The 24,528-nt window shown below is 57.1% G+C and carries 29 protein-coding genes and 1 other RNA gene; 22 read left to right on the top strand and 8 right to left on the bottom strand.

The window, feature by feature from the left end:
- Positions 1 to 20 precede the first annotated feature (20 nt).
- Positions 21 to 653, bottom strand: coding sequence for a LysE family translocator (locus tag M2366_RS02450; protein WP_042043922.1), 633 nt, complete (start codon positions 651 to 653; stop codon positions 21 to 23).
- Between the two features lie 163 nt (positions 654 to 816).
- On the opposite strand from M2366_RS02450, the gene M2366_RS02455 reads away from it, so the two are divergent.
- From M2366_RS02455 to M2366_RS02465, 3 genes are all read left to right on the top strand, one after another.
- Positions 817 to 2,439, top strand: a complete 1,623-nt coding sequence (locus M2366_RS02455) for a methyl-accepting chemotaxis protein (protein ID WP_224432539.1) — start codon at positions 817 to 819, stop codon at positions 2,437 to 2,439.
- A 176-nt stretch (positions 2,440 to 2,615) separates the two neighbouring features.
- On the top strand, positions 2,616 to 3,149 hold the full coding sequence (locus tag M2366_RS02460) for a DUF1523 family protein (RefSeq protein ID WP_042043920.1): 534 nt from the start codon (positions 2,616 to 2,618) through the stop codon (positions 3,147 to 3,149).
- On the top strand, positions 3,146 to 3,457 hold the full coding sequence (locus M2366_RS02465; protein ID WP_042043919.1) for a helix-turn-helix domain-containing protein: 312 nt from the start codon (positions 3,146 to 3,148) through the stop codon (positions 3,455 to 3,457). Before M2366_RS02460 ends, M2366_RS02465 begins: the two co-directional genes overlap by 4 nt.
- 59 nt (positions 3,458 to 3,516) lie before the next feature.
- Here M2366_RS02465 and M2366_RS02470 read toward each other — a convergent pair whose 3' ends face one another.
- Positions 3,517 to 3,987: a hypothetical protein gene (locus M2366_RS02470; protein WP_224432538.1), complete on the bottom strand. Its 471-nt coding sequence runs from the start codon at positions 3,985 to 3,987 to the stop codon at positions 3,517 to 3,519.
- Positions 3,988 to 4,199: 212 nt separating this feature from the next.
- On the opposite strand from M2366_RS02470, the gene M2366_RS02475 reads away from it, so the two are divergent.
- Positions 4,200 to 4,937, top strand: a complete 738-nt coding sequence (locus M2366_RS02475) for an RluA family pseudouridine synthase (RefSeq protein WP_224432537.1) — start codon at positions 4,200 to 4,202, stop codon at positions 4,935 to 4,937.
- 128 nt (positions 4,938 to 5,065) lie between these two features.
- Here the strand turns inward: M2366_RS02475 and udp are convergent, their stop codons facing one another.
- Positions 5,066 to 5,821: a uridine phosphorylase gene (udp, locus tag M2366_RS02480; protein ID WP_042043915.1), complete on the bottom strand. Its 756-nt coding sequence runs from the start codon at positions 5,819 to 5,821 to the stop codon at positions 5,066 to 5,068.
- A 532-nt stretch (positions 5,822 to 6,353) separates the two neighbouring features.
- On the opposite strand from udp, the gene M2366_RS02485 reads away from it, so the two are divergent.
- Together M2366_RS02485 and M2366_RS02490 are read left to right on the top strand one after the other, a co-directional pair.
- Positions 6,354 to 6,692, top strand: a complete 339-nt coding sequence (locus tag M2366_RS02485; protein ID WP_042043914.1) for an outer membrane protein assembly factor BamE — start codon at positions 6,354 to 6,356, stop codon at positions 6,690 to 6,692.
- A gap of 138 nt (positions 6,693 to 6,830) precedes the next feature.
- The gene (locus M2366_RS02490; RefSeq protein ID WP_259269101.1) at positions 6,831 to 7,466 is read left to right on the top strand and encodes an NAD(P)H-binding protein; all 636 of its coding nucleotides are present in this window, start codon (positions 6,831 to 6,833) and stop codon (positions 7,464 to 7,466) included.
- Between the two features lie 97 nt (positions 7,467 to 7,563).
- Here M2366_RS02490 and M2366_RS02495 read toward each other — a convergent pair whose 3' ends face one another.
- The 3 genes from M2366_RS02495 to M2366_RS02505 form a co-directional block, all read right to left on the bottom strand.
- On the bottom strand, positions 7,564 to 7,923 hold the full coding sequence (locus M2366_RS02495) for an RnfH family protein (protein WP_224432536.1): 360 nt from the start codon (positions 7,921 to 7,923) through the stop codon (positions 7,564 to 7,566).
- Positions 7,924 to 8,021: 98 nt separating this feature from the next.
- On the bottom strand, positions 8,022 to 8,456 hold the full coding sequence (locus tag M2366_RS02500; protein WP_042043911.1) for an SRPBCC family protein: 435 nt from the start codon (positions 8,454 to 8,456) through the stop codon (positions 8,022 to 8,024).
- Between the two features lie 9 nt (positions 8,457 to 8,465).
- Entirely contained in the window at positions 8,466 to 8,732 is a 267-nt protein-coding gene (locus M2366_RS02505; protein ID WP_259268857.1) for a hypothetical protein, read from the bottom strand.
- Here M2366_RS02505 and smpB point away from each other — a divergent pair.
- The 4 genes from smpB (at position 8,707) to M2366_RS02525 (ending at position 12,293) form a co-directional block, all read left to right on the top strand.
- The gene (gene smpB / locus M2366_RS02510) at positions 8,707 to 9,195 is read left to right on the top strand and encodes an SsrA-binding protein SmpB (protein ID WP_042043909.1); all 489 of its coding nucleotides are present in this window, start codon (positions 8,707 to 8,709) and stop codon (positions 9,193 to 9,195) included. The genes M2366_RS02505 and smpB overlap by 26 nt on opposite strands.
- 221 nt (positions 9,196 to 9,416) lie before the next feature.
- Positions 9,417 to 9,776: a transfer-messenger RNA gene (gene ssrA / locus M2366_RS02515) on the top strand.
- 164 nt (positions 9,777 to 9,940) lie between these two features.
- Positions 9,941 to 11,179, top strand: coding sequence for an integrase domain-containing protein (locus M2366_RS02520; protein ID WP_259268858.1), 1,239 nt, complete (start codon positions 9,941 to 9,943; stop codon positions 11,177 to 11,179).
- Positions 11,180 to 11,420: 241 nt separating this feature from the next.
- Positions 11,421 to 12,293, top strand: a complete 873-nt coding sequence (locus M2366_RS02525; RefSeq protein WP_259268859.1) for a hypothetical protein — start codon at positions 11,421 to 11,423, stop codon at positions 12,291 to 12,293.
- A gap of 128 nt (positions 12,294 to 12,421) precedes the next feature.
- On the opposite strand, the gene M2366_RS02530 is transcribed toward M2366_RS02525, so the two are convergent.
- Positions 12,422 to 13,543: an inovirus Gp2 family protein gene (locus tag M2366_RS02530; protein WP_259268860.1), complete on the bottom strand. Its 1,122-nt coding sequence runs from the start codon at positions 13,541 to 13,543 to the stop codon at positions 12,422 to 12,424.
- A gap of 258 nt (positions 13,544 to 13,801) precedes the next feature.
- On the bottom strand, positions 13,802 to 14,035 hold the full coding sequence (locus tag M2366_RS02535; protein WP_080602820.1) for an AlpA family transcriptional regulator: 234 nt from the start codon (positions 14,033 to 14,035) through the stop codon (positions 13,802 to 13,804).
- Between the two features lie 671 nt (positions 14,036 to 14,706).
- On the opposite strand from M2366_RS02535, the gene M2366_RS02540 reads away from it, so the two are divergent.
- The 12 genes from M2366_RS02540 to radC all read left to right on the top strand — a co-directional run bounded on the left by M2366_RS02540 (position 14,707) and on the right by radC (position 24,437).
- A complete protein-coding gene (locus M2366_RS02540) occupies positions 14,707 to 15,657 on the top strand; it encodes a DUF932 domain-containing protein (RefSeq protein WP_200164148.1) in 951 nt (316 codons plus the stop codon).
- Positions 15,658 to 15,751: 94 nt separating this feature from the next.
- On the top strand, positions 15,752 to 16,741 hold the full coding sequence (locus M2366_RS02545) for a YqaJ viral recombinase family protein (RefSeq protein ID WP_259268861.1): 990 nt from the start codon (positions 15,752 to 15,754) through the stop codon (positions 16,739 to 16,741).
- On the top strand, positions 16,738 to 17,691 hold the full coding sequence (locus M2366_RS02550) for a hypothetical protein (RefSeq protein ID WP_200164147.1): 954 nt from the start codon (positions 16,738 to 16,740) through the stop codon (positions 17,689 to 17,691). Before M2366_RS02545 ends, M2366_RS02550 begins: the two co-directional genes overlap by 4 nt.
- Before the next feature lie 281 nt (positions 17,692 to 17,972).
- Complete coding sequence (locus tag M2366_RS02555; protein ID WP_200164146.1) at positions 17,973 to 18,521, top strand: recombinase family protein; 549 nt, start codon at positions 17,973 to 17,975, stop codon at positions 18,519 to 18,521.
- Between the two features lie 56 nt (positions 18,522 to 18,577).
- Positions 18,578 to 20,947 carry a hypothetical protein gene (locus tag M2366_RS02560; protein ID WP_259268862.1) on the top strand — a complete coding sequence of 790 codons (2,370 nt, stop codon included), beginning with the start codon at positions 18,578 to 18,580 and terminating at the stop codon, positions 20,945 to 20,947.
- Positions 20,948 to 21,063: 116 nt separating this feature from the next.
- Positions 21,064 to 21,384: a hypothetical protein gene (locus M2366_RS02565; RefSeq protein ID WP_259268863.1), complete on the top strand. Its 321-nt coding sequence runs from the start codon at positions 21,064 to 21,066 to the stop codon at positions 21,382 to 21,384.
- A gap of 10 nt (positions 21,385 to 21,394) precedes the next feature.
- Complete coding sequence (locus M2366_RS02570; protein ID WP_259268864.1) at positions 21,395 to 22,171, top strand: hypothetical protein; 777 nt, start codon at positions 21,395 to 21,397, stop codon at positions 22,169 to 22,171.
- Positions 22,172 to 22,234: 63 nt separating this feature from the next.
- Complete coding sequence (locus tag M2366_RS02575; protein WP_259268865.1) at positions 22,235 to 22,711, top strand: lecithin retinol acyltransferase family protein; 477 nt, start codon at positions 22,235 to 22,237, stop codon at positions 22,709 to 22,711.
- Positions 22,712 to 22,737: 26 nt separating this feature from the next.
- Positions 22,738 to 23,163, top strand: coding sequence for a DUF2787 domain-containing protein (locus tag M2366_RS02580; protein ID WP_259268866.1), 426 nt, complete (start codon positions 22,738 to 22,740; stop codon positions 23,161 to 23,163).
- Between the two features lie 9 nt (positions 23,164 to 23,172).
- Complete coding sequence (locus tag M2366_RS02585; RefSeq protein ID WP_259268867.1) at positions 23,173 to 23,583, top strand: hypothetical protein; 411 nt, start codon at positions 23,173 to 23,175, stop codon at positions 23,581 to 23,583.
- Entirely contained in the window at positions 23,576 to 23,839 is a 264-nt protein-coding gene (locus M2366_RS02590; RefSeq protein WP_259268868.1) for a hypothetical protein, read from the top strand. Before M2366_RS02585 ends, M2366_RS02590 begins: the two co-directional genes overlap by 8 nt.
- 97 nt (positions 23,840 to 23,936) lie before the next feature.
- Entirely contained in the window at positions 23,937 to 24,437 is a 501-nt protein-coding gene (gene radC / locus M2366_RS02595) for a DNA repair protein RadC (protein ID WP_259268869.1), read from the top strand.
- Positions 24,438 to 24,528: the final 91 nt, after the last annotated feature.

Raw genomic sequence — 24,528 nt, forward strand, 5'->3', positions numbered from 1 at the left:
CTAGCTGGCAAATGAGTGACTCAGCCCAGGGCCAGCCAGAGCCCGACCCCAATCATCAGGGTGCCCGCGATGCGGTTCATCAGCGCCACGTTGCCGCTCTTGGCGAGGAAGTGACGCAGGGTGCGACCGCCACTCGCATAGAGCATCAGGCAGGAGAACTCGATAACCAGGATCAGCGCCACCAGGGCACCTATCTGCGGTGTCATTGGCTTGGCGGCATTGATGAAGGGAGGCAGCAGGGAGACCATGAAGGCCCACCCCTTGGGATTGGCAATGGCAGTGACGAAACCCTGCATCGCCAGGGTGAGCGGGCGTGTCTCCTGCACGGTGGAGAGATCGGCCGGGATGGCCATCTTGCCCTTGGCTTGCCACATCTGGATGCCGAGCCAGATCAGATAGGCTCCCCCCACGTATTTGAACGCGGAGAAGAGACTCGGATAATTGAGCATCACGGCCGCCACCCCGACCACAGACAACACCGAGACCAGGCCGACCCCAATCAGCTCACCCCACATCATGTGCAGGGTACGGCGTACCCCCAGGCTCATGCCAAGGGTCATCGCCAGGGTCATGCACATGCCGGGGGTCACGGAAACGAAGAAAAACGTGGGAATAAACAGGGCCAAGATGGCCGGATCGAACCAGTCAGACACACTACACCTCCATGGTAATAAGCAAAGGATCTTGCCTATCACACTCTTTTAACACAAGAAAATCATTTCCTTCAGCAAGATTTCAGCATTAAAAACCTTGTGACAAGCGTTGTCGCGCCTGTGTAAGATGCCGCCTCACACCTCTTTAGGGTTAGGAACTTTCATGTCATTGAATAACCTGTCTATCCGTCTGCAAGTGCTCATCCCCCTCCTGTTTGCCAGCCTCTTGATGATCCTGATGGCCGTCGTCAGCAAACAGGCGATAGACGGCGCCATCATGAACATGAACGAAACGACCACCAGCGTCACCCGCCACAAGGATGATATCGCCGCCCTGATCCACACCAGCTACCGGCTACGCACCAACGCCATCTACGGCCTCTACGATCAGGCCCGCTTCGCCGAGCTGCCCGCCATCCTCACTGCCGCCGAGCAGGAGCTAGGGACCATATTGTCCCGACTGGTCATCCCCGGCACCGAGCAGGACAACCGCCAGGTGGCCGCCGCCCTGCAAGACTACTTGGCCCACACCCGCAGCACCATGCTGCCGCTGCTGTCCCAGCGATTCCAGGGGGGCGGCGATCCCGCCGCCGATGAGCAGGCCCGGCTGCGCTTTCGCGAGCTGGGGGAGCAGCTGATCAGGCAGATAGACACCCTGTCGGCCCACATCAACCAGCTGACTCAGCAGGAGATCGCCCTGGAGCAGGCCCACTATCGCGCCACCTTGCTGCAAACCCTGCTGATGATGGCAGCCACGCTACTCGCAGCGCTCTGCGGTGGTTGGTGGCTCTCCGGCCGCATCGTCCAGCCCATCGGCCAGTTGCAGGAGGTGATGCACGCCGTCGCTCAGGGGCGCTTCAACGTGCGCGCCAGATCCGAGGGCAATAATGAGCTGGGCCAGCTGGCCAAGGATATCAACCAGACCCTGAGCCAGCTGGGCAGCACTATCCATGCCCTGACCGGCATCAGCGGCAACGTGGCCTCCGCCGCCACCGAGCTGGCCGCCGTCATGACCCAGTCCGAGGCCAACGCCCAGCAGCAGCGCAGCGAGACCGAACAGGTCGCCTCCGCCGTCACCGAACTGGCCAGCACCGCCGACAACGTCAACCACAATGCCGCCCTGGCCGACGAGCTGGCACGGGACGCCCACCGCCGGGTCGAACAGGGGCTGGCCCTGTTTGCCAAGAGCATCCAGGCCAACAGCCGCATGGCGGGCAGTCTGGAGAGCGCCGCCAGCGTGGTGGCGCGCCTCAAGTCCCAGTCCGAGCAGATAGGCAAGGTGACTGAGGTGATTCAGAGCATCTCGGAGCAGACCAACCTGCTGGCGCTCAACGCCGCCATCGAGGCCGCCCGCGCCGGGGAAACCGGTCGCGGCTTCGCGGTGGTCGCCGACGAGGTGCGCCTGCTGGCGGCCCGCACCCAGGACTCCACCAAGGAGATCCAGGGGATCATCGAGCAGTTGCAGAGCCAGTCCCAGTCCGCCAACAACGGCGTTCAGGAGACCCTCACCATCCTTGAGCACAATCAGCGCCTCTCCGCCGAAGTGCACGATCTGCTGGGGGGCATCACAGAGGCGGTCACCCAGATCAACGGCGCCAATGCCCAGGTGGCCACTGCCGCCGAAGAGCAGTCCTGCGTCACCGCAGACATCAACCGCAACATCACCAACATCTACGAGATAGTGCACCAGAGTGCCGCCGGTATCAGCCAGAGCGCAGCCGCCAGTCACGAGCTGTCACAGCTCGCCGAACAGCAGCGCAAGCATCTGGCCCAGTTCCAGTTGTGATACCCGCTTTCCATGCCCAGACTGAGGCCCCGCCTGCGGGCCTCTCGCCCGATCCAGGCCCCCTTTCGTCATTGTTTAAAACGGCCTTTTTACATATTGGCTTCATTGGGGGCTGTGCCTGACCGGCAAATATCGGTATGGTAGAGGCACGCCAACGCCCCGCTTATGAGAGCATTATGAATCTGAAGTTCAGGAAGCCCGCCTTCATCATCCTGGGGCTCATCGCCCTGCTGTCCGCCACCTGGCTCGATTACTACTTGCCTGAGCACACCATCGCCACCATCACGGGGGTCGAGGTGAAGCGCACCGACAAGGATGGCCCCATCAGCAAAAACAACCCGGCTGATGGCCCGACCACGGATGTGTATTACATCTATACCGAGCGCCCCGGCGAGAAGATCCGGGTGTTTCGCAATGAAGATACCGGCTGGGGCTTCCCCTTCTACTTCAAGTTTGATGCCGCCGATGTTCAGGCCAAGGCCAAATCCATGGAGTTCGAGAAGAAACTGGCCATCATCACCTCTTACGGCTGGCGGGTGAACATGTTCTCCATGTTCCCGAACGTCACCAAGATCAAGACCACCACCGACGCCAACGCCTCCAGCTGGAGCTTCTTCCGCTGGTTCTGGTTCGGGATCTGGGCCTTGGCTATCGGTAAATCCGCCCTCGCGTTGTGGCGCTACTTCGAGCGCGTAGAGGATGAGATATGAGTAAAGAGGGAGCCACAGGTGCCAGCAAGACCCGCACCAGCTTCTATCGTCGTCTCTATCTTGCTCATCTGATAGCGACCGGCACAGACACAGTGGTGGCCATCATGGCCGCCACTGGCATGCCCAGACGCACCGCCCAGGACACCCTCTGCGCCCTGGCCGAACTGGATCTGCTGTGCGAGTTCGAGCAAACCCCGGGGGCCCGTCATCAGCAGGGCCATTACCGGATCAGTGACTGGGGTCCCATCAATCCCGTCTGGGTCGCGGCCCACATTGACGAGATAAAGCAGATCCTGGGCTATCCCTGATCCGCGACACCTCCCTTCGGTGTAGCCTCCCTGGCTAAAGAGCGCCGCTCATCCTGGTCCTACTCAGTCAAAGGCTCATCCGGCGTCGTTTCCCCACTCTCATCCCGCGTGCAATCGAGAATGGATTGCTTGGGATTATTGGGGTCGCGCAGCAAGAGAGGCGCCTCGCCAGCATTGTGTCTGGCCTCGTCAGAAAAATCATTGCCATAGCGCGCCACCATGAGGTGGCGGGCATTGGCGATGGGCGCATCGATGAAGAGGGCATGCACCTCAAAGGTCGAGGTCGGGATCAGAAAGCCGCTGATGGGCACCTCCCCCAGGGTCTCCCGCGTGCGATACCAGGCAAAGCCATTGGCCACCTTGTAGGGCGTAAAATGAGCGAGTTCGGCATTACCCGGCTTGAGGCTATTGGCATCGAGATAGAGGCTATCGAGGTGACACTCGGCCACCCCGGCCCACAATCGCTCAAACGGGCTGCTGCAACCAGCGAGCGGCAGGCAGAGCAGTAATATCATTGGCACCTTGTCCATCACTGCCCTCCTCAATCCAATCTCAGCCCCATAGGCTCAACCCGGGCCCACTCCTTTCCTACCTTAGCAACTCAGGGTCGCAGGATCCCGCGCTCCAGTCACAGAATCCATGGCAGCATTCGTCGCAGCCCCCCTCTGGGTCAGGATCAGACGCATCCCTGTTATCAGGCTCCCGACCACAAGCCGTGCCAAGCCGGACACCTGGGTGTATCATGCCCGCCCATCCCTTTCGAACCAAGCCGCCCCGCCAGCCTATGCCCAACCCCGCCATCATCGACAACTTCATCGCCCCGCCCTGTCAGGGAGAGATCCGCATCCTCTATCGGGACCAGGCGTTGCTGCTGATCGACAAGCCCTCCGGCTTGCTCAGTCTCTCCGGCAAGAATGCGCAAAACCTCGACTCGGTTCACTATCGACTGGTGCAGGATTTTCCCGGCTGCACCCTGGTTCATCGCCTCGATTTTGGGACATCGGGGCTCATGCTGGTTGCACTCAACAAGGTCGTCAATGCCGCACTCTGCCGCCAGTTCAGTGAACGCACCGTCGAGAAGGGTTATCTGGCGCTGCTCCAGGGTCATCTGGTCGAGGATGAAGGGGTGATGGACTTTCCCATTGCCAAGGATCCGGCCCAGTTTCCCTTGATGAAGATCTGCGCCCAGGAAGGGAAACCGGCCCGCTCCCGCTATCGGGTGCTGGCCCGAGAGTATTGGCCCCATGGCGAGCGGGCCATGATCCCCATCAGTCGGGTTGCCTTGCACCCGGAGTCGGGTCGCACCCATCAGCTGCGCATTCACAGTCAGCAACTGGGTTATCCCATGCTGGGCTGCGATCTCTACGGCGGCACCGCACATGCCCTTGCCGGGCGCCTGATGCTCCATGCCCATCGCCTCAGCTTCAATCACCCCCTCACTAATGAGCGCATAAACGCGGTCTGCGACTGCCCTTTCTAAACCTGTTCTCGCCAAAGCCGAGATATTCCCTCAAGGCGCTCGGCTATCAATTCCCATAAAAAGATAGGGGCCGTGCTTTCGCAACGGCCCCCACCCCCACTCGGTCCTCTTGATAACAAGAGGTGCTATCAGATCAGCTTGCGGGCAGCGCCCAGCACGATCTTGATGGCATCAGATTCGGTTTTTGCCATGGTGGCAGCACTCGGGATCTCTTGCTGAGTGCGGTTGACGATGACGCCAGCAACCATGCCAGCACGCAGCCCCTGGCTGGCGCACATGGTCAGCAGCGTTGCAGATTCCATCTCATAGTTCAGCACGCCCATGGCTTGCCACTCTTTCATGGAACCCTGGAAACGACTCACTACGCGGCCGGATACGGTGTCGTAACGCTCCTGACCCGGGTAGAAGGTGTCGGAAGAGGCGGTCACCCCCACATGCAGCTTGGAGCCCATCTCTTTGGCAGTGTTGACCAGTGCAGTGGTGCAGTCGAAGTCGGCCACGGCCGGGAACTCCATGGGTGCGAAGTGCAGGCTGGCACCGTCAAGGCGCACGGAACCTGTAGTCACTATCACGTCGCCCACGTTCAGGTGCGGCTGTATGGCGCCTGTGGTGCCGATGCGCAGGAAGGTAGTGATACCCAGCTGGGCCAGCTCTTCCACCGCGATGGAGGTGGACGGGCCGCCGATACCGGTAGAGCAGATGATCACGGCAGTACCGCCCATCTCGCCACGCCAGGTGGTGAATTCACGGTGACTTGCCAGGAACACAGGATTATCCAGCAGCTCAGCGATACGCTTCACGCGCTCGGGATCGCCAGGAACAATCGCCAGGGTGGCACCTTGCAGATCGGCCTTCTTCAACCCTAAGTGGAAAACATCAGACATAGCGGACTCCTGGTTGCTCCCGGCCGACATGGTCAGGGCGCACGTTAAGATGATTCTTTAATGGGACTTTCACATCCTTCACTCCCCTCACTGGGGAGGCGCCAACTATGGTCGAAAGCGCTTTCCAATTCCTTGAAGCAACTCACACTTCCTTGCATTGACAGTGACATTTTTGGCGCAAAACGTTTGCTAACTTAATGAATTACTTGAAAAACGTTTTCCATTGCGATCTGGAAACATGGCGTTGCCAATCCCTGTCACGCCCCTGTCTGCCACCCTGCATCCAGGTCCAGAACGCGAGGTAGAAATTAGCCCCCTTGAAAGAGATCTGCGGCAGTGCCAACCCACGACAGGCGCGCCACGCAGAGTGGCCTCGCCCTCTGTCGCCCCCATGCAACACATCAGTTGGCAGAAAGGGGCGCCTGCCGACCCTTTTTATTGGCTGATGGATCAATGGCTTTTTACTTCCGCCAAGGGAGTGGGTATGATTTGCCGAGCTTAAAAAGACTTGAATGGATGATCTGAACTCGTTATGCGGATGAAACACCTGATTGCCGCGGCACTGACCGCTCTCACTCTCTCTGGTTGCAGCCTGGTTTATCGCATCGATATTCCTCAGGGCAACTATGTAGAACAAAAGCAGGTCGACAAACTGCGCCAAGGCATGAGCCGCGAGCAGGTCGAGTTCGTGCTGGGCTCCCCCATGATGCGCGACAGCTTCGATCCCGACACCTGGTATTACCTGTATGAGTTCCAACCGGGCCGAGGTGACAAGGAGCGCAAGGAGCTGACCGTCAAGTTTGTCGGCGACCGGCTGGCCACGGCGAGCGGTGACTTCCCGTTACCTGCGGCCTTCACCACCCCGCTCTGATATCCACCAAAACCGGCCAAGGCCGGTTTTGTTTTATCTGCCAGGAAGGAAAAACATGAGCCCTCTCCCGATGACAGGAGCCGCCAACCCGCGCAGTGATTGGCAAGGGCTCACGTTCAGTACCCTGAGGAGGTCATCCTGAGTCACATCCTGATAGCGGGCGCGACCGGTTTGATTGGACGGGAACTGCTGCGCCAACTCGACCCCAGCCATTCACTGACCCTGCTGTGCCGCAAGGCGGGAGAGGCCCTGCCCGGTCGGCACTGGCTGCCGGTAGACTTCGAGGGACTGAACGAGGTTGTGCTACCTACCCCCATGGACAGTGCCTTCTGCTGTCTCGGCACCACCCGCAAGGAGGCTGGCTCCGATGCGGCGTTTCGCCGGGTCGACCATGACTATGTGCTGGCCTTCGCCGCCCTCGCCCGCCGCCATGGTTGCCAGCGGCTGATCGTCGTCTCGAGCCTGGGGGCCAATCCCCGCTCTCCTGCCCTCTATCCCCGCACCAAAGGCGAGATGGAACAGGCCTTGCTGGCTCAGGAGTGGCAGCGGCTCGCCATCGTCCGCCCCGCCATGCTGCTCGGCGATCGCCAGCCGCCCCGCAAGTCCGAACAAATCATCCAAAGCCTCTACCCGCTGGTCAAGCCGCTGCTGCGAGGACGCTTCAGACGCTGGCGCGCCATCGAGGCAAGTCAGGTAGCCCACGCCATGATAGCCCTCGCCAGCCAGGAGGCGGGGGGTGAGACGGTGGAAAACGAGCGGTTGCAGGTAATATGAATCCCGCGCGGATGTGCATCCATCCCGCCTGTTCGCGGTAAAATGGCCGTCAAAAAAGCGCCGAGGCGCCTTTAACATGCAGGTTGATTCACCCAGATCAGCTTGATTCACCATCGTCCTGCTTGCGGTGCACATCGGGACGGCCCCCCGTCACCACATCGGCTCGCCCCTCCTCTTTGGCCTTTTCGGCCCGCTTCTTGCGCATCTCTTTGGGATCGGCGGTGAGCGGTCGGTAGATCTCGATGCGATCGCCGTCCTGCAGCAGATCCGAGCCCTTGGCCAAGCGGCTATAGATGCCCAGCTTGTTGACCGCCAGGTCTATCTCCGGGTGCTTGGCCAGGATACCCGACTGCTCGATGGCGGCCTGCACGCTTGTACCGGCCCCTACCCGCAACGCCAGCACCGTCTGTCTGTCCGGCAGGGCGTAGACCACTTCAATATTGAGCGCATCAGGCATCTTGAGGCTCCCTGTCGCGGTGAGAGAGCACCGGCAGCCCGGTGTGAGCCCAAGCCCCATGGCCCGACAGGAGGTAGCGCAGCGTCACATTCAGCGGCTCAGACACCGTACACCACCTTGGCGCGCTGGGAGAACGCCAGCACCATGGAGCCCACCAGATCGCGGAAGATCTGTCCGAATGCCAGCTCAATCAGCTTGGAGGTAAATTCAAAATCGAGATCGAACTCCACCTTGCAGGCATCCACGTCCAGCGGGGTGAAGGTCCACCAGCCCGCCAGCTTGCGAAATGGACCATCGACCAGCTCCATCTTGATCTGGCGATTGGCATCGAGTTGGTTGCGGGTGGTGAAGGTCTTGGCGATACCCGCCTTGGCCACATCCACGGAGGCGGTCATAAAGTCCTCGCCACTCTCATGCACGCGGCTGCCGACACAGCCCGGCAGAAATTCGGGATACGCATCCACATCATTGACCAGCCGGAACATCTGCTCGGCACTGAACATCACCAGGGCACTACGGGTAATACGGGGCATGGGGTTTCCTCATCCAATCTCCGGGATTTTATCACCATATCGCCGAAAATCACCGCCGAAACTGCTCATAAAACCGTCACTCGAGCAATTGTGCGTTTTAGCGCCGCCCTCACTCCCCCTATAAATCACCTTGCCAGCCAAAATCACCCCGGAACTGCTCATAAAGTCATCATTCGAGCGGTTGCGCGTTTTACAGCCGCCGCCACCCACGTATAATGCGGCTTCCAAGTCATCGCCGAAGGCGCCCGTCATGAGCAAAAACAACAGTAAAAACAAAGCCGGGTCCAGCACTATTGCCCTCAATAGAGCCGCGCGCCACGAATACTTCATCGAAGAAAAAGTAGAAGCCGGTCTGGCGCTGCAAGGGTGGGAAGTCAAATCCCTGCGGGCAGGCAAGGCCAACATCAGCGAAGCCTATGTCATCTTCTTGCAGGGAGAGGCCTTCTTGTTTGGCGCAAGCTTCCTGCCGCTCAATGCCGCCTCCAGCCATGTGGTATGCGATCCGACTCGCACCCGCAAGCTGCTGCTCAGCCGCCGCGAGATCGATCGGCTCGAGAGCCTGACCGCTCGCCAGGGTTACACCATAGTGCCCTTGGCACTCTACTGGAAAGAGTGCTGGGTCAAGGTGGAAATCGGCCTGGTGAAAGGCAAGAAAGAGCACGACAAGCGCGAAGACACCAAGGCTCGTGAGTGGGATCGCGAGAAGTCGCGCATCATGAAAAACAAGCGCTTGGGCTGATCTCAAGGCAATAAGCCAAGAATCAAGCGCACCGTCACGCCGGGCCCATGGGTCCGGCGTGTTGCTTTGTATGGCCCGCCGTCTTGGTCGGGATTCAACTCCCCCCAGCCCTGATTAGCAATAACGACCATTAAATCAGCAAACACAACGTCAATTCAGTTCATTGTCCGCCAACGCCTTGCCATGGCTGGTTTTTTGCGTACAATCCCAATGGACAACTTGGGGCTGATTCTGGATTCGACAAGATTCACGAAACCCAAGGTGCATGCCGAGGTGCGGTAGGCCTCGTTAATAAACCGCAAAAAAATAGTCGCAAACGACGAAAACTACGCACTCGCAGCTTAATAACCTGCGCTGAGCCCTTCTACCCTAGCTTGCCTGTGTCCTAGGGAATCGGAAGGTCATCCTTCACAGGATCGTGTGGAAGTCCTGCTCGGGGCGGAAGCATTAAAACCAATCGAGCTAGTCAGTACGTGGCGTGTCTCTCCGCAGCGTGTTGGCGAATGTAAAGAGTGACTAAGCATGTAGTACCGAGGATGTAGTAATTTTGGACGGGGGTTCAAATCCCCCCAGCTCCACCAAATACCGGTCCAACAGTGACCAACGAAGTCCAAGAAACCCGCACGGCGTAAGGCTTTGCGGGTTTTTTGTTGTCTTATGCTGTCCAATGGGGTGCGTTGCCATCCAGTCCTTTTAGGCATATCGTTAGGCATATCGTTTTGTATGCCTTCCGGAGCGTATGCCTATGCCTCGTATCACTCGCCCCTTGTCCCCAACCGAGATCAAAGCAGCCAAGCCCAAGGAGAAGGAATACACCCTCTGCGACGGAGCTGGCCTGGAGCTTGTCATCAAGCCCAATGGTTCCAAGTTGTGGCGCCTGCGCTACTACCGCCCTCTCACTAAGCAACGAAATATGATCAGCTTCGGCTCTTGGCCGGAGATGTCGTTGGCTGACGCGAGAGAGAAGCGCTCCGAAGCGAAAATGTTGCTGCAACAAAACATCGATCCCCAACACCATCGTGATGAGCAGGTCTCCGCCGCGTTATCGCTGAGCGAGCATACTTTTGAGGCTGTCGCCAAGCGCTGGTTTGATGTCAAACGCCCTTCCGTCACCCCAGCCTATGCCGAAGATCTCTGGCGCTCGCTCGAAATGTACCTGTTCCCCGAGATAGGCACAGTGCCCGTGATGGAAATAAAGGCACAGCGAGCCATCAAGATCATCGAGCCTATCGCCGCTGCTGGAAAACTCGAAACCGTGCGTCGCCTCACGCAACGGGTGAACGAGATCATGACCTTTGCTGTTAACTCTGGTCTGATCGACGCCAACCCTTGCTCGGGGATCAGCAAGGTATTTCAGCGTCCAGCCAAACAGCACATGCCCAGCATTAACCCCAACCAGTTACCTGAACTGATGAACCGGCTTTCCAAGGCAAGTATCAATTTGCAGACCCGCTGTCTCATCGAATGGAGCCTGCATACCTTGGCTCGCCCCAGCGAGGCGGCCGGAGCTCGGTGGGCAGAGATCGATATGGAAAAGAAACTCTGGCGGATCCCACCGGAGCGAATGAAGAAGCGCAGAGGGCATGACGTCCCCTTAACACCACAGACCCTTGCCTATCTGGAACTCATGCGACCAATCAGCGGCCATCGTGAATTTATCTTCCCTGGTATCCGTAATCCCAAAACGCACACCAACGAGCAAACGGCTAATGCGGCCTTGAAACGAATGGGGTATGAAGGGACCTTGGTCGCTCACGGCCTGCGAGCTTTGGGCAGCACGACCCTTAACGAGAGAGGATTTGATCGAGACGTTATAGAATCCGCCTTAGCGCACTCTGACAAAGACGAAGTACGTAGCGCATACAACCGCACGGATTATCTGGAACGTCGCCGAGAAATGATGGTCTGGTGGTCAGAGCATATAGATGCCGCATCCAGAATCGGCTCGGCGCTGACATGGATACCACCAACAATGGCGGGTTGAATCGCCACCAGTGATCTAGACACGCCCCAGCCGTTCTAGGGCAGGATCGTCTACTGGGGCGAGGTCAGTCTATCTATCACGTGATCCTCAGTCCGCGGGTGGCGTTCCGAGTGGGACCAAGCTCAGCTCCGGTGATTCTGGAGAACTTAGGAGACGAGGCTCACACTTGCACAACTCGGACTTAACTGTCCGTTTTCGGTGTGGTACTCAGTAGAGCATGTAGTACCAACTGGGAACACACATGGAAACGACCAACCGTGATGACACTAAACTTCGCGATAAGCTCAAACACCTACATGGTGCGGCACATGGTCTAAAAAACAAGTTGCTCAAGTTTGGGTTTGTTTCCCGAACCGACTTACTGCAAACGGCGAAGATCTGTAGCGTTCTTCTTCGTAACGAACGGCGGCTAAGTGCTTGGCAAATTCACGGTGAAGCGCCTAAGCCAACTGACTTACCTCCGTTTGAATCAGAAAAGGGGCACTATGTAACTTCCCCTAAGATCCTGATGCCTGCTCGCCTATATCTACGACTTGCCTACTTAGACTTCCGGCAACAGCGGTATGAGCAAGCATGGGGCAATCTGACCCAAGCCAGCTATTACATCGGTGTTGTCGATACAGCTTTTTACTTCCTCTCACTTAGCAAACAAGCACAGGCTAAACGGGGAAGTATCAAACTAGCCGGGGTTAAAGCACGAGCCCGAGAATTGCTTATAGAACTGCAACCCAGTGGTAAGACCACAGAAGGAGGCTTGAGAGGGTGGAACGGAGATGCCAAATATGCAGCCAGGGTCATTCGTGATCAATTGATGCTTGAGATTCAGGAAGGCAAGTTGGTCTGGGATTTTCCACCACCACCGAAAAACGACAAAGAGCTATTGAATAGAACGGAAAAAAACCTTCGGAAATGGCTCAAGCCTGGTGGCATTTTACATTACGACTTTAAACAAAAAGATACCGCCCGCCCACCGCCAACTGTGCGTTCTGAAGCTGAGTTCTGTGCATGGTTGGATAGCTTCTCGGTCGGCCCGATGAGCATAAAAGCCTCACAGGCTATCAAAGAGCATATTCCGGCGACGAAACAGTCCAGCGAATACTGGGATCTGGATTAGCTATCTGCGCAGGTACCGCCCCTTGGTTTTGGTGAATGGCACTCTCTTGGCCCCATGAGAGACACCACGTGAACTGGGAGGCAAGGGCTGCTAGCTTAGGAAGCCTGGCGAGGCTTCCTTTCGACCCATCACTCACCTAGCAAATTCTCCAGCGCACTCTCACTCAAGCGAAGAGACTCCCCGAGTTGGCGATTCTTGGGGCTGACATACACCCGGCTGCGCTTCCGACCAGGCTTGGCCTGGGTTTTGCTCGGGAGCTCTCCACGAAAGAATACTCTACCTGCGCTCCCTTTCGGCCCCACCCCGGTGGGGGGCTTCATGTACAGTTCTGGTTTGGTCATATAGTCGATAGCCAGCTCGAGGTTTTTGCGCAGCTTACCGTCCGTGTAGTGGATTAATCCGATCCCAGGCTGCTTGTAGCTGCGCTTGCGGTAATTGCAGTTGTAGTAACGTCCCTGCTCACCAGTCAGCTCTAACCAGTAGTCCCCAATCTGCTGGGCGATAACAACATCCTCACGTCTCTCGGAGCCGTTGTAGATGAACATGCAGTGCAAGTGAAAACCCGTACGAGAAGCAAACTCCAACTTAGCCGCATAACCTACAAAGTCATCAAAGATACTGTTGTTCTTTCGGTTGTTCAGGAGTCGGCGAAACTGGCCGAGTAGCTGGTCTGGGGAGTGACGGAGTCTAAGTGGTCTCCGCTCCTGATAGTGCAAGTCAATACGTAGCACGAGCAGCTTCTGATGTCGCTCAAAGAGCGCATCAATATAACGGACCAGGCTAGCTCGATTCTTCTTGGGCCCCAGCATAAAGCGGTGTACAGCTTTACGATGCTCCGGTGTGCTGAGCTTCTCACGTAATAGCGTTACGTACTCTTGGAGTCCTGCCTCCAACCGCTGTCTTGCAGCAGGGATCAACGGAGCCTGTAGCCGAAGCAGATCGACCAATTCCGCAGGAACAGGGTAGCCGAGGAATGTTTCCAGGTCAGGATGCAGTCGGAACTGTCTCATTGTCCTTAGCAGTGTAGAAGCCTCCAGCATAGGCTTTAGCCACTTACAAACGCGTTTAAACTCTCGATGGTCCCAAGCCTTTGGCTCTTTAGGCAGGAGATGAAACAACGCTTTGGAGAGCTTCTGAGCGCTCTTCAACGCGGTGTTAACCAATAGGTCTGGACCAGCCTGATAATCCTCCCATTCTGAACTATGTGGAATAGCATGCAGCGATTTACGCGCTGCTTTATCTGCGCTCATAGATGGCCCTCATGCTTTTAATGCGCATAGCTTACCCATGGCTGTAATAAGTACAGCCTGTATGTAACGTGTGGTTGTATTACGGCACTGTGGGTGCCGATATATGCCGTGTGGCAGGGCAGCTATTAGATAGACACAGGTATAGAGATTAGGTAGATATCAAATAAACCCATATCGCTCTTGCTCTTGACGTCTGTAAATTACAGGCGGCCATATTCAATATGGCAAGCCTAGCCTTGCTTTTTGCCTACGCTGTTACTATTCAAAGTTAAGTGTTGACCAGCAGCTATTGTTGCGCCCCTCCAACCATGCGTCGATCTCATTACTCATCCACCCGACAACCATTCTTCCCAGCCTTTTCTTGGGAGGGAATGTACTATCGAACCGAGGGGATTTTGGATTGGTCCAGTCATATAGGGTCGAGCGAGATATACCCAATTTTTCAGCGACCTCTCGGACTCTGAGTAGCTTATTTTGGCTGTGATTTGACATGTAAGTATCCTTCCCGTTTGATGATGAGAAGGAGGGTAACGAGACTTTTTCGATCACGCCAGCAGGCTTTTTCCCCCAACCGGTTGAGGACGGAACTAAAGTGAAAAATGCACAAGTTAGGGTTCCAAACACCTACATACAAGTTAGTAAACCCCTGTGATTACCTGTGCTGTAGAGCATTGCACGAGGGAGGAACCCGGTGCATGGGGTCGTCACCGTAAGCGTAGACAAAGGTATGGGATGTGGAACGCCCCCCGCTGTTTAGCTGTAACTAAAGCCCCTTATAAGCAGCAATCGAGATCATGTTACGACGGGCCTCTCGGCATAAAGGATAAAGGCGTGGGAAATAGTCGATGTGAAGTCCGATAACGCAAAGCCTTTACATTCTATATCTACCTAGCTAACGGGGTAGGTAATCACAGCCTATTGACTGTCAGATACCAAGTGGCTCGTTTTCTATTGGTTTTGCAGCTAATACATTTGTGCTTCTGTAAAATTTTACGGATAAGGCATTACAGCATGTTCTTGCCTTACCTGAGCTTCAACGCGTCTTTATCTACGAGCAAGCGTGTCAGCAATACTTCCCATGAATCTCACCTCGAGCATTTCTCAAACCCATATTACCCCCTGACAAATATGGGATACCGATCCCGTAAATTAAGGAGATACACATGGCTCACCTCATCGACACCATGGCTTACACCGGCCAAACCCCGTGGCATGGCCTTGGCAATGTCTTGCCCCCACAACAATCCCTCGATATATGGCTACAGGCTGCCGGGATGGATTGGACTGTCGAGCAGAGCGACGTGATGTTTAACGTCGCCTCCGATGCACTGCATATCCGCCCCTACAGCGACAGCAAGGTACTTTATCGCTCCGATACCCTTGCTCCCCTGTCGGTGGTCTCAAGCCGCTACAACGTGGTACAGCCCCACGAGGTGCTGCACTTCTATCAAGATCTGGTAGAAGCCGGTGGCTTTGAGCTGGAGACCGCAGGCTCGCTCAAAGGGGGCCGCAAGCTGTGGGCACTGGCCAAGACCGGTCAGGATCTCAAGCTAACTGGCGGTGACTTGGTGAAATCCTATCTGCTGCTGGCAACCAGCTGCGATGGCACGCTCTGCACCACGGCGCAATTCACGTCTCTGCGGGTGGTCTGCAACAACACTCTTCAGATGGCACTGCGCGGCGCTACCGGCGCAATCAAGGTGCCCCACTCCACTCAGTTCGATGCCGCAGCAGTCAAAGAATCGCTTGGGCTAGGGCTCTCTCATTGGGATGAGTTCAAGGTGCAGACCAAGGCACTGGCACAACGGCCAGTCGCCCCTGAAGAGGCGCTGCGCTTTTTCAGCGACCTATTGGCACAACCGCTCGATGAGGAGAACATCATCCTCACCAAGCCGGTACAACGGCTGCATGAGCTCTATCAGGGCGCTGGTATGGGCTCAGAGCTTGCCAGTTCCCGCAATACCGCCTGGGGGCTGGTCAATGCGGTCACAGAATACGTGGACCATCATCGCCGTGCTCGCAGCCAAGATCACCGGCTCGATTCCGCCTGGTTTGGTCAGGGCGCTCAACTCAAATCCCAAGCCCTGAATCAAGCCCTCACCCTGCTGCAGTAATTCCTCTTCCCCATTCAAACCGCATAACGAACTCACCCGGACTGGCACAAGCCAATCCGGGCGTAGCCATTTATGCCGTCAACAAGGAATAGTCATGAAAGCAAAAGCCAAGTATGGCCAGGCCCTGCGGCTGGCCTCCACTACCCAGTTAACCCGCGAGCAGTGGCTCGCTATCCGCAAACTCGGCATTGGTTCCTCCGATGCCGCCGTGGCCGTGGGGCTCTCCCCCTACAAATGTCCGCTCAGCCTGTGGCTGGAAAAGACCGGTCGCAAGGAACCGGAAGATATCTCCCACAAGGAAGCGGTGCTGTGGGGCATCGAGCTGGAACCGGTCTTGGCGCAGGTTTATGCCAAACGCACCGGCTTTCGTGTACGCCGGGTCAATGCGGTACTGCAACACCCCGAGCAACCCTTCATGCTCGCCAACCTCGACCGGGAGGTAGTCGGCCATCCCGATGGGCCGGGCATTCTGGAGATCAAGACCGCCAGCTATCACAGCGCCCCCCAGTGGGAGGAAGGTGTGCCGGTGGCTTACCAGTGTCAGGTACTGCATCAACTGGCCGTTACCGGCCATGCCTGGGCCGAAGTGGCAGTGTTGATCGGCGGCCAGGATTTTCGGATTTACCGTATCGAGCGTGACGAAGAGAAGATCCAGGATCTCACCGAGCGGGAAGCGCAGTTCTGGCTGATGGTGCAACAAGACCAGCAGCCCGAGCCTGACGGTTCCAGCGATGCCGCCAATGCCCTGAGCTGGCTCTTCCCCCGCGATGATGGCCAGACGGTGGATCTCTCCGATTCCCCCGAGTTCAACCAGCTGTTTGGCGAGCTACTGCGCTTGCGTGAGCAGAAAGAAGCGGTCGAGCTACAGGAGTCACAACTCAAGCAGCGGCTGCAAGCCACCTTGGGCGAAGCGACAGCCGGGCTGTTTGCCAACGGCAAGATCACCTGGAAGCGCAGCAAAGACCGGCTGGCACCGGATCTGGATAAGCTCGGTCAGGATCATCCCGACCTGCTCACCCGTTATGTCAGACCGGTGCCCGGCGTGCGCCGTTTCACCATTCAACCCCTGAGGCAAACACCATGATCAAAGGACTGGCGATTACCCCGCCCGTGATCGGGCGGATCTGCATCGGCAAGCTGGTGCAAAAACAGGATAAGTGGGTGCCGGAGAAGGACGACAGCTTCACCCTCACCACCCAGATACAACAAAAGGGGGGATGGTTGCTCCATCCCCTGCATCAACACTACTCATCGCAAAAGAAAGGTCAAGGGCAGGAGCAGACCAAGATCCGCGCCATTCCGGTGCGAGTGCTGTTCAACGACAGCGACCTGAACCTACGGGCGGAATACAGCGCTTTTGACCGGCAAACCGGCAGGCCTCTGTGTGTCGGTAATGGGGAGGTGGCAAGACGCGTGGGGGCACAAGGCATGGAGGAGGTCAGCTGCCCTGGACCAGAGCGCTGCGCCTTTGCTGGACAACAGGGCTGCAAGCTGTACGGACGACTGAACCTGTTTGTGGAGGGGCAAGGGGATGAGCTGGGCAGCTTTATCTTCCGCACCACCGGCTACAACTCGGTACGCACCCTGGCGGCCCGGCTGAAGTACCTGGAGGCTGTGAGCGGTGGCCATACCCGCTACCTGCCGCTCACTCTGCGGTTGCGAGCCAAGAGCACAACACAGTCCTACCGCACACCGGTCTACTACGTGGATTTGACCTTGCGGGAAGAGACCAACCTGACTGAGGCAGTCAGACAGGCACAGGAGGCTGCCAAGCGTGACCAAGACGCAGGCTTGGCCATCGACCAGATGGAGCAGGCCGCGCGCGAGTTGCTGCGTAACGGCCAGTTTGAGGATATCGATGAAGAGGTGCCGATGTTACTGGAGGAGTTCTTTCCCAAGGCCGAGACGCCAGAGGCATCCTCCGCATCACCGTCAATGGCAGTGGCCACGGTGTCAGCACGCCCCCGTCCTCGTTCCTCCCCCCTAACCAGTAAGCTTGGCAAAAGCGCTGACCCTTCGTCATCCCATGCCTGATCCCGGTATGGCCGATGCGCTGCGTAGGTATGGTGATAAATCCTTTCAGATCAATTCGTAGCGATGCGTTCGACTGCGACCTCACGACGGGACGTCTGTCACAAAACGGCCCGTCGCTTATTCCCATCACTGGTTTGGGGTCAATAGATCAAGCCCTATTGACCCTCACGAAATAGGCACCTTTTTCAGCCATTTCCCACCCTTTTCAGGTCAATAAGGTCTCTTTGAGGCTTTTGACCCAGGGTGTCAGTGTACCTTGCCCTATTGACCGGGAGGAGACCATGGCACTGCTAGGTTATGCACGCGTGAGCACTGTGGGCCAGAGCCTGGATACCCAGCTTCAGGCGTTGGCCGAGTGCAGCAAGATTTTCCAGGAGAAGGTGAGCGGAGCCCGCGATGACCGGCCCCAACTCGCCCAGCTGTTGGAATGTGTGAATGAGGGGGACGTAGTGATGGTGGCCAAGCTGGATCGCTTGGCACGCAACACTCGCCACCTGTTGGAAATTTCGGAGTACCTGCAACAGCGGCAAGTGGCCCTGCGCGTTGTGAACCTGGGGATCGACACCTCGACCCCGACCGGCAAGTTGATGCTGACCATGATCGGTGCTATCGCCACCTTCGAGCGTGAACTGATGCTGGAGCGCCAGGCTGAGGGGATTGAGCTTGCCAAGCGGCGCGGAGCCTACAAGGGCCGCAAGCCCACCGCGATGGCAAAGGGGCTCGAGGTGCTGACGCTGGCCAAGCGCGGGTTACCCAGGGCCGAGATCGCGAGGCAAACGGGGATCAGCATCTCCAGCGTACAGCGCATCCTCAGGACAACAGAAAAATAATGCCGGGGTATCTCCCGGCGTATCGGATTCGTATTCAACACCAAGGAAGAAAAATAATGAAAAAACATCATCATCTTTCATTAATTGCCGCTTTGGTCCTCAGTGCCTGCGGCGGTGGCAGCGACGGCAGCAACAGTGATAATGGCGGCAATGGTGCTCCCGCCGATATCACCCTAACCGGTCGCGCCCTCTCTGGGGACTATCTAGCAGGGCAAACAATTTGCCTGGATTTCAATGCCGACCAGCAATGTGACAGCAACGCCCCACGAACAACCATCGATAGCCAAGGGCGCTTTACCTTCACCCTGCCCGAAGCCCAACAAGCTGCGGCCAGGCAGGCATGGGCCATCGTGGCTCCAACAGCAGAGCCAGCGGGCGCATTACATCGCGCTGCTCGCTCAATCAGCAACGCAATGGCGACGCCCATGATGCTCGGCTACTTTGACGGGGCCCAGTTTACTGTCAGCCCCTATACCCACCAGTTGGTCATTAGCACCAATCAGGCAGAGCGCCAACACCAGTATCAATCCAGTATCGCGGCCAAGGAGAAACAACAGATTGCAAGCGAACTGGGGCTAACAACCCTGGCGGCCAATGCGCAAAAACTGTTTGGCGACTACCTGGCTGCGGGGGATGCACACAGCACAGTCCTGGCTGACGTCGCAGCAACCAGGGAGCAACAACTCCTTGAGGCGAACACTCTGCAAGCCCAGCTGGCCGAGTCGTTGGCCAGCAACAATCCGCAAGGCTGGACATCGGTACAGGTCAACGTGCGCAACCTGTGGTCACACAGTTTCCACTTGCAAACCATGCAGCACCTTCGCCAACAAGAGGTTCTTTACAGTAAGCGCGTCGGCGCCATCGAAACCACGAAGACCGAAGGAACGCAGTGGTTACTTGATGAGAACGGAGGGGTTGACCCCTCGCTGACACTGCAGCGCTATACCAATGAGGTCACTAAAGATTGGGAGCAAAAACATTACCGCGAGTGGGCTAGCTGGGCATTTGATTACAGCCAGGACGGGAACGCCAGCTTCAGGGGGGAGAAGGCAAGTCAGGGCACCTTTAGTCAGGACGCCGATGGCCTCTACAGCTACCACACGATAGAGTTCTACAACGAGGGAGACCCGGCATCTGAAGGCGCGGGCTCACGGCCTGAGCTGACCTATTGTGATGGGTTCGACATTCAGGCGGAAATGACCCGCTGGAGCGCCAACCCAGACAACATCGCCGTTGACCACTGCGTGGCCTTCGTGCAAAAGCGGGATATCGTGGAGAGCGTGGATGCCCAAGGGGCCTGGGTCAACAGCGACACCATGACCGAATGGCAAAAACCCAAAGAGGTTAATAGTTGGTTGGTGAATGACAAGATGCCGCCCAGTTACCATGAACCCCGTAGCCAACGCGTCACGGCGCAGGGGGATGTTCAGCGTATCACTCAATACGACTGGCACGCCCTCACCCTCAACGCCCCCAGCCTGGGCCAGTCGCCATTTAACGTAAGCCGTGATGAGCTGCAACAGCACAACGGCGATAAGACCATCAAGCTGAGCCAACCCCTGTGGCGTTATGGCAGCAAGCTCGGTAACAGCATAGCCGGCTTCGAGCGGGTGGAATTACAAAACTACAACCCAACCCGCTGGGGACGTTATAGCGATGCCTACATTGAGCAGGACCACCAGCAACAAGCTGGCGGCTTTACCCTCCAAAACCGCTTCTTCCAGCTGGACGAGCGTCAACCGGAAGGTGTCGCGCAACCCCTGAACCTAAAGTTCGCGGACAATGTCACCCCGTTCTCGACCCAGTATTGGCAGTTTGATAACGCAACCCAAACGCTGAAAGTGAAACATCACTACCAACCGGTGACCGGGGAAATTGTGTTTGTGCTGCCTTGGCCCCGGTTCGTCATTGAGGGCAATCCGATGAAGCTGGAGGCCTCCATCCAACTGCAACCAGCAAGCGGTCTGCCGAGCGCTATGCAAGTCACCCGCGTAGATGATGGCCAGCCAATCAGCTCGCCTACCTTTGCCCAAGGGCTCTTTAATTCCCCCCTGCGCTGGACTGTCACACCCTCCACCTCCGAACCAGATGTGACAACCCTGGTTGAGTTGCTCTTTGGCCAGGCGCCGTTTGGCTTTACCGCCGACCGGGATACCAGCGCACTTCGGCAGTGTGAGTTGGGTCGCAGCGACACCAGCGTCCAGCAACACCTGCTGTTTGCACCGATTGGCGGAGATATGGTGCTGAACGTGACCTGTCACGAAACGAGCGGTGATTGGGTCATGGAGCAGTATCTGCTGCGTATCACTACCCCCTTTAACGGCACGGCCTTCCAAGCAGAGCTGCTGGACTATGCCGAAGGGGCCAACATCTACCGTGATGAGCCACGCCAGCGCTATCCGCTGACCTTCATCAAGCAGTCATAGCCACAACCCTGCCCCTGGCCAATCTGATTGGCCAGGGGCTTTTTCATTGCTACGGCTCCTCACTGGCGTTCCATCGCCAATTGGGGAGTCTTTGTTATGCACGATTAGGAGACATCATGAAACGTTACTTTGCTATCGCGGGCCTGCTTTTTCTGGCCCTGACCATCAACATCGCCTGGACCGGCAAAGCCCCTTGGCTCGGATTCTGGGGGCTGACCGCCACCTTCGTGTTCGGCACACTCTTCACTGGCGTTGGCATGTGTATCGGGGAGTGGTTTCGCCGTTTTACTCACCCGGACTGGATCTCGACCAGCGGCGCTGTCGAGACCTTCAAGGCCAAGATATTTTGGCTGATGGGGCCACAGTCCATCGGGGCGCTGATCGGCTTTTTCGCCTTTCAGGGCTTTATGAACAACATCCTCGGCTATGCCGTGTAAGGAGTGTGGGATGCATCAATGGATAATTGCTCTGCTGGGCTTACTACTGACACCTGCCGTACTGGCATTTGGCGACCATGGCCGCTGGAACGATGGGTGGGGTCAGGGGGTGACGGAGTATTCGGCAACGGTCGACGACGCGACCTATCTCTATCTCTCGTGCCGGATGGGCCAGCTTGGCCGCATCGAACTCAACCAAGCAGGCCAAGCACCTACTGAAACCGTTTGGCTACGCATTGATGGCCATACCTACCCCCCGCTATCCAGCATGGTGGCAGGGAATGACAGCAAGGCGTTCTATGGCATGTGGGCCGCGCTGCGCGCAGCCAAGTCGCTGCAAGCCATCACCCAGGATGGCCGGAGCGTGGAGTTACCAGTAGCAGGGGCACAAGAGACGCTAACTGCCGCTACGGATGCGGCCTTTGGTTGTGCCTTTCCGGCTCCGGAGCCTGAGCCTGAGCCTGAGCCTGAGCCTGAGCCTGAGCCTGAACAGGCTACAGCCCCACTGATGTTTGAGCTGCAGAAATCACCTGGTGTCCTTCGTGTACTGTCACGCAACGACCAACTCGCTATCACGGGAGTCACTGTTAACCGAGGCCAGTGCAAAGTACATGAGCAGACCATGGGATATGACACCAAGGGCAATCGGATAGGTTATGTCCCGGTGTTCCCGCTTTCACTGGCGTTCGGCAAACAAGCCATGTTCACCATGGCTACACGCCAGTGTCAGGTGCTGGAGGTAGTCATTCATACCGACCGGGGAGATGCCGGTTACACCTTCGAGTGAGCCCACTCCACTTCGCTATGCCCGGTCTCGTATCGGGCTTTTTGTTTTCTAAAAGGAGCAGACATGCAACCTGGTGACCATCTGGTCGTAAGCCGATGGGGCTACGACCATCACGGCCTCTACGCGGGCAATAACCAAGTTATTCACTATACCGGTCCTTTCTCGAGTGAAGGCCCGGTGACAGGGCGGATTATTGTCTCATCGTTGGAGATATTTACAGGCAATGGCGACTGCTACCTGCGTGAGTACAGCCACCGTTACTACAGTCCGAGCGAAAGCCTGGCGCGAGCGCATCAACGGCTGGGAGAGCGGGCCTATAACCTGCAGTTTAACAACTGCGAACACTTCGTGACGTGGTGTATCCAGGGTGTGCACCACAGTGAGCAGGTAGACCAGGCGTGGAGTACCGTCTTGCTAGTCATCACGCTTGCACAAACGCCACTGCCGCCGATCCGCACCACCGTACCTACGTTCCCCGCACTATTCACACCGCTGACGAACAAGCTACCAACCTGGCTACTTCCCTGGCGACTGCGCTAGACCCAACCCTTTATTCGGAGTACACCATGACCATCCCCTTTTTTCGGGACGGCTTTGCCCTGCCCGTAGCCCAAGCATTGCTGGTTCTGCTGAATCAGGAAGTCGCTAAAGCTGAGCTCAATATCGAGCGTTTAACCCAACTGACCTTCAACTTTCGTAACCCCTGCTACAGCGCTGAACAAGGCGGTGTGCATCCGGTCGAGATCCGCCTGATCCGTGGGCTCGATGGCTGGTTGTTCGATTACGTCACCGACTTCAGCTACCAAGGGCTGGGGCAGGATACCGAGCTCTGCAAGGAGCTCGATTTCAACTTCCTCGATGGGGAACACACCATGTTGGGCTGGGGACCGCTGCGGCTGGCCGAAGCGCGGGAGCTGTTCGATATCTGGCAGAGCAACTTCATTGCCTACTGCCGGTTGGAGTGTTTCAGCGTCACGGTCGCAGGAGATTAGGAGGACACGATGAGCCAAGAATTAGCGCTCTCCCACTACACACGTCAGTGGCTGGGACGAGTCGCCACCAGCGCCAAACTAACCCCCACTCGCAGTGGTCAGCGTTGGCTGCTGCACCTGACACCAGATAGCCCACAAGCCAGCACAGTCACCTTACAAGTGCGCTGGTCCGGGGTGCAGTGGCAACTGCTCACCATCAGCAATGCTAACGACTGGCGCACCATGAGCCAAACGGTGGATGAGATCTGCATTGACCCCAAACGTCGCTATTTCTGGCGCAGTCAGGCAGGCCCCGTGCCACTCACCGAGCAACCTCGTGTGCTGGCAAGCTTCTTGGCTGACCTGCAACGCATCTGCATCCATCGCGGCTATGCCGTGGCGAGTGACCCCATCCCTGACAAGGAGAACAAAGATGATTAACGCCGTGATCGCCATCGAGCTGGAGGCTTACCTTGAACGTAATGGCCAGATTGAAGTGGTGCATGACCAAGGCCAAGGCCAGCTGGTGGACGGTTACGCCCTCTACCTGCGCTATGAAAACGAACGGGGCGATGCACTAGCGCAATGGTTGTGTGATCACCCGGATCACAGCTGGCTAACTCCGCTAGGAACACTGTTGGCCACCAGTTACCACATCCCACTGCACGACTACACCCCGCATATCCTGGCGGCCTAAACACCGCCAGCCAATCTCGTTTCGCCCCCATTCACCAAACACCTCGCCTACCCTGCCGCGTCCAACGCGGTGGGGCGATGGCGCATGGAGCACTATCATGTTGCATCATAAACTGATCGCCGGGGAGCACCCCGGCACCTATCGGGTGATTGACCTTGTCACCGACGACGACTTGCTCACCATCGCTCAGGAGATTGCTCGAAACAAGCTAGCCAAAGGTATTGCCATCACCGACAAGCACCTAGCGACACAAGCATTGCAGGGACTTTTGCAATCGAGGGAGCGTGAAGTGTTTGTGGCAATTTTTCTAGATAACCAGCATCGGATCCTGGCCTATGAGGAGCTGTTTCTTGGCACCCTCGCAGCAGCGACCATTCATCCTCGCGAAATAGTCAAGCAGGCGCTGCACCATAATGCGGCCGCAGTGCTGCTGGCCCACAACCATCCTTCCGGTTACGCCGAACCCAGCTGTGCCGACATAGAAATCACCCAGCTAGTAAAAGATGCCTTGAGGCTGATTGAAGTACGCCTGCTGGATCACCTAGTCGTAAGTGCCTGCGAATGCGTATCGTTGACAGAAAGAGGACTGCTTACCTGAAGAATAGAAACAGAGGGCCTTGTCAGATGATCCTGACAAAGCCCTCTGATATTTTTTGTTTCATCCTGCAGGCGGCAGACTCTTGAGCCAC

It is taken from the genome of Aeromonas sp. BIGb0405, from assembly GCF_024807335.1.
GTDB lineage: Bacteria > Pseudomonadota > Gammaproteobacteria > Enterobacterales > Aeromonadaceae > Aeromonas > Aeromonas rivuli.